The following is a 4,369-nucleotide window of genomic DNA, read 5'->3' as shown; positions in this document are numbered from 1 at the left end:
GTGCCGCCGCGGGCCCACGGCGGTACGGCGCTCGTCGGGGAGCGGTCAGAGGTACAGGCCGTCGCCGGTCCCGACCCGGTCCCGCAGCTGCGTCGGGTCTGCGCCGCGGCGCAGCGCGAACAGCTCGGCCAGGGTGGCGCCCTCCCGGCCGACCCCCTCCTCGGTGCCCAGCCAGTCCACCGACTCGCGCCGGGAGAGCCGGCCGACCTCGATGCGGGCCAGGCAGCGGCCGGGACGCACCACCGCCGGGTGCAGCCGCTCCAGGTCCTCGTTGGTCGTGATGCCGACCAGGACCCGGCGGCCCTGGCCCAGCAGTCCGTCCGTGAGGTTCAGCAGCCGGGACATCGCCTGGCCCGCGGCGTCCTTGGCGCCGCCGCGGATCAGCTCGTCGCAGTCCTCCAGCAGCAGCAGCCGCCATCTGCCGTCGTCCTCGTCGTCGGGGTCCTCACCGATGGCCACGTCCATCAGGTACCCGACGTCGTTGAACAGCCGCTCGGGGTCGAGCACGCAGTCGACCTGGCACCACTCGCGCCAGGAGCGCGCCAGGGTGCGCAGCACCGAGGTCTTCCCCGTGCCCGGCGGGCCGTGGAGGAGCACCAGCCGTCCCGCCACGTCCTCGGCGGTGGTCGTCATCAGCCGGTCCATGGCACCGGCCACCGGCGCCGCGTAGTTGGGCCGGGCCTCCTCCCACGACGCGGCGCTGATCGTGCGGGTGGTGCGGACCGGCCCGTTGCTGGGGGAGAAGTGCCAGAAACCCATGGAGACCGAGGTCGCCTCGGTCTCCTCCGGCTTCTCCGCCCCGTCCACGGCCTCCTTGAGGACCCGCTCGGCGACCTCGTCGCTGCGGGCGACCACCGTCACCTGCGCCCCGAACTGCCACCGCTGGGAGCGCACCAGGAAGTCGGTGCCGCAGGCGAGCACCGAGTCGTTGTCGGAGCCCCGGGAGGTGTGGCGGACCCGGACGTCGGCCGGGAGCAGGCTGTGCTCCTCCTTGACCTGGCGCAGCCGTTTGCTGCGGGCGTAGGGGTAGTCCCCCGAGGCGTAGCCGGCGACGAGGAGGGCGTCGATCACCTCCCCGGGTGAGGTGGGGTCGTTGATGACGAGACCGAAGGGCGGCTGTTCCTCCGAGCGGGACGGGCGGGGATCGGCGTGCATACCGCCCATGATCGGCCATCGGACGCCCCCGGCGCACGTACTTATGCGCGAGGTACGGTGTCGCTCCGTCCCGCGGCGCGCGGTGAGCGGCTTCCGTCGGTGCCGCACCTCCGTCCGGGCCTGCGGCGGCGCGCCGGGTGACCGTGCGTCAGGTCGCGAGGCCGGGTGTGCGAGGGTGTACCTCCCCGAGGAACGGATGTGCGGTACGGCGCGCGTCCGGCGGCACGCCGTGGGGTGGTGCGCCCTGGCAGTGCGCCTGACGGTGGCGACCCCGGTGTGTTCGTCAACACCCTTGCGGGAAAGGTGAATCATGGGTCCGGGATACTCTGCCGCCTCGGCGGGGCGTTAGGGTGGATCGCCCCGGACCGGGTGGCCCAGTTACGGGTGGGAGAGGCATGGATCGGATAACAGTGCGCAGCAGGGCCCGCGTGCCTGCGGTCGAGTGCCGGAGCGGTGCGTCCGGACCGCGCCTTGAGCGCCATCTGAGCGTGCTCGCGGGACCCGCCGTACCGCAGCGGGACGTGGAGGACGCCACCGAGCTGATGCGGGAGCTGACCCGGCGCGACGAGCGCAGCTCGCCGGCGTCCCGCGGGGCCCGGGTGCACCTCCTGGCCCCCTTGCGGCGGCTTCGCCGCACGCTCTTCGGCGGTCGCGACTGACCGGCGACGACACTCCGCCCGACGGCCCGTCGGCGGGTGGCGGCCCGTCCTCGGACGGGCCCCGCCCCGACGGGCCGTCGGCACGCGGTCACGAGGCCGGCGACGGGCTCTCGTCGTGCCCGCTCTCCCGGCGTCCGTCGCCGCGACCGACGGTGTGCGGCGGCCGGGAGCTCACCGCGGATCGGCGTCCACCGACACCCCGAACGAGAAGCGGTCCCCCCGGTAGTGGATCCGGACCACGTCCACCGTTCGGCCCCGGTCGTCGTAGGAGATGCCGGTACAGTGCAGGATCGGACTGAGCAGCGGGACCTCCAGCAGTCGTGCCGTGCCCGGGTCCGCGAGCCTGGCCTGCACCGTGTTGTCGATCCGGCGGACCGCCACCCCCGCCTCATCTCGCAGCACCTTGGTCATCGGCCAGCGCTCCAGCAGTGCCGGGTCCACGCGCCGGGCGATGTCGGGCGGCAGCAGGTTCTCCGCCCAGTTGGTCGGTTCCCCGCTCTCCGGGTCGCGCCGCAGCCGCCGGAACGCCACCACCTCGTCCAGCCCAGGGAACTGCTCGGCCAGCTCCGGCGGCACCGCTGTGGTCTGCCGGGCCAGCAGGGTGCTCAGCTCCCCGGACTGCTGCGCGACGATGGCGTCCACCGAGCCGAGCAGGGGGACCGGCGCCCCACGCGGCACGTCGGGCTCGATGAAGGTCCCGCGGCGCCGGTGGCGGCTGATAAGCCCCTCGGTCTCCAGCTCCTTGAGCGCCTGCCGCATGGTGAGCACGCTGACGCCGAAGTGACCGGCGAGGCGTTCCTCGGTCGGCAGCCGCAGGGGGTCCTGCGGACGCCGGCCGAGTATGGAAGCGCGCAGCGACTGCGAGACCTGGTACCACAGCGGCAGCTTGCGGTTCAGCTCGACGGTGTCGGGGGCGAAGACGCTCATGCCGTACTCCCGGGGGCGCGTGGCTCAGGAACGGAAGTTCCGCCGGAGACCGTCCCACACGGTGTCGTAGCCCTGCTGGAGGTGCCCGGCGGAGTGTGCCTGTCCGGCCAGGGTGACCGGCCAGCGCGTCTCGAACATGAACGCCAGTCCGTCGTCCACCTTCTGCGGCACCAGGTCCGCGCCGCTCGCCCGGTCGAAGGTTTCCCGGTCGGGGCCGTGCGCGGACATCATATTGTGCAGTGAACCGCCCCCGGGGAGGAAGCCCGCGGCCTTCGCGTCGTACGCCCCTTCGATGAGCCCCATGTACTCGCTCATGACGTTCCGGTGGAAATAGGGCGGACGGAAGGTGTCCTCGCCGACCAGCCAGCGGGGAGCGAAGACCACGAAGTCCGCGTTGGCCAGCCCGGGCGTATCGGAGGGCGAGGTGAGCACGGTGAAGATCGAGGGGTCTGGGTGGTCGTAGCTGATGGTGCCGATGACGTTGAACCGTCGCAGGTCGTAGACGTACGGCACGTGGTTGCCGTGCCAGGCGACGACGTCCAGGGGTGAGTGGTCCAGGACGGCGGTCCAGAGGTTGCCCCCGAACTTGTTGACCACCTCCACCGGGCGGTCGACGTCGTCGAAGGCGGCGGAGGGGGCCAGGAAGTCCCGCGCGTCCGCCAGGCCGTTGGCGCCGATCGGGCCCAGTTCCGGAAGCTCGAAGGGGGCGCCGTAGTTCTCGCAGACGTACCCCCGGGAGCTCGTCCCCTCGGCCACGTCGACCGCGAACCGCACGCCGCGCGGCACCAGGGCGATGTGGCCGGGAGTCACGGTGAGCGGGCCGAACTCCGTGCGCAGCTCCAGCACTCCGCGCTCCGGGACGATCAGCAGCTCGCCGTCGGAGTTGCCGAACACCCGGTCCGGCATCGAGGTGTCGGCGCGGTAGAGGTGGATCGCCATGCCGCTGCGCTGCCGCGCGTCGCCGTTGCCGCCGAGCGTCCACAGGCCGTCGACGAAGTCGGTCCCCGCGGGCGGCTCCGGCAGCGGGTCCCAGCGCAGCCGGTTGGGGTCGGGAACGGTCTCCTCGAACGGTGCCGAGCGGAGGTCGCGGTTGTCGGTGCGGGAGAACGCGGGATGGACCGCCGAGGGGCGCACCCGGTACAGCCACGAGCGGCGGGTGCGCGCCCGCGGCTCGGTGAAGGCGCTGCCGGAGAGCTGCTCGGCGTAGAGGCCGAGCGGAGCGCGCTGCGGTGAGTTCCTGCCCCGGGGGAGCGCGCCGGGTACGGCCTCGCTCTGGTGCTCGTTCCCGAAGCCGCTCAGAAGGGGGCGTCCGGTGGGGTCGGTCTCGGTCACGGCTGCCTCGGCCGTCGTCCGCGCCTGCTGGTGGTCGGTCATCGCGCCCTCGGCATCCCCGGTGTTCCACCGGTCGCTCCGCGGGGTGCCCGGCACCCCGAGATTCCTTTGTCAGACCATAGGAATCCTGGTGACGTCACGTCAACGCCCGTGCGTCCGATCGGGCCACGGGTTCGGCGCCGCGCGGGTGCGGGGCCCGACGTGCGGTGCGGGCGAGCGGGACGCGACCGGGAAGTGCGGTGCCGGGGGAGCCGGCGGACGCGTTCAGGCGGTCCGGGCGCCACATGCGCCCGGAC

At 73.1% G+C, this 4,369-nt stretch carries 4 protein-coding genes; 1 reads left to right on the top strand and 3 read right to left on the bottom strand.

Going from position 1 to position 4,369, the window contains the following annotated elements; all coding sequences use genetic code 11:
* Positions 1-45 precede the first annotated feature (45 nt).
* Positions 46-1,155, bottom strand: a complete 1,110-nt coding sequence (locus tag HCJ92_RS22555; protein WP_420824762.1) for a DUF5925 domain-containing protein — start codon at positions 1,153-1,155, stop codon at positions 46-48.
* A 395-nt stretch (positions 1,156-1,550) separates the two neighbouring features.
* On the opposite strand from HCJ92_RS22555, the gene HCJ92_RS22550 reads away from it, so the two are divergent.
* Positions 1,551-1,814: a hypothetical protein gene (locus tag HCJ92_RS22550; protein ID WP_167935454.1), complete on the top strand. Its 264-nt coding sequence runs from the start codon at positions 1,551-1,553 to the stop codon at positions 1,812-1,814.
* A gap of 171 nt (positions 1,815-1,985) precedes the next feature.
* On the opposite strand, the gene HCJ92_RS22545 is transcribed toward HCJ92_RS22550, so the two are convergent.
* Positions 1,986-2,741 carry a GntR family transcriptional regulator gene (locus HCJ92_RS22545; protein ID WP_167935453.1) on the bottom strand — a complete coding sequence of 252 codons (756 nt, stop codon included), beginning with the start codon at positions 2,739-2,741 and terminating at the stop codon, positions 1,986-1,988.
* 24 nt (positions 2,742-2,765) lie between these two features.
* Positions 2,766-4,115 (bottom strand): homogentisate 1,2-dioxygenase, encoded by a 1,350-nt coding sequence (hmgA, locus tag HCJ92_RS22540; protein WP_167935456.1) that lies wholly within the window; start codon positions 4,113-4,115, stop codon positions 2,766-2,768.
* Positions 4,116-4,369: the final 254 nt, after the last annotated feature.

Source organism: Streptomyces spiramenti, assembly GCF_012034385.1.
Classification (GTDB): Bacteria; Actinomycetota; Actinomycetes; order Streptomycetales; family Streptomycetaceae; genus Streptomyces; species Streptomyces spiramenti.
This window is presented reverse-complemented; position numbering and strand designations above follow the sequence as displayed.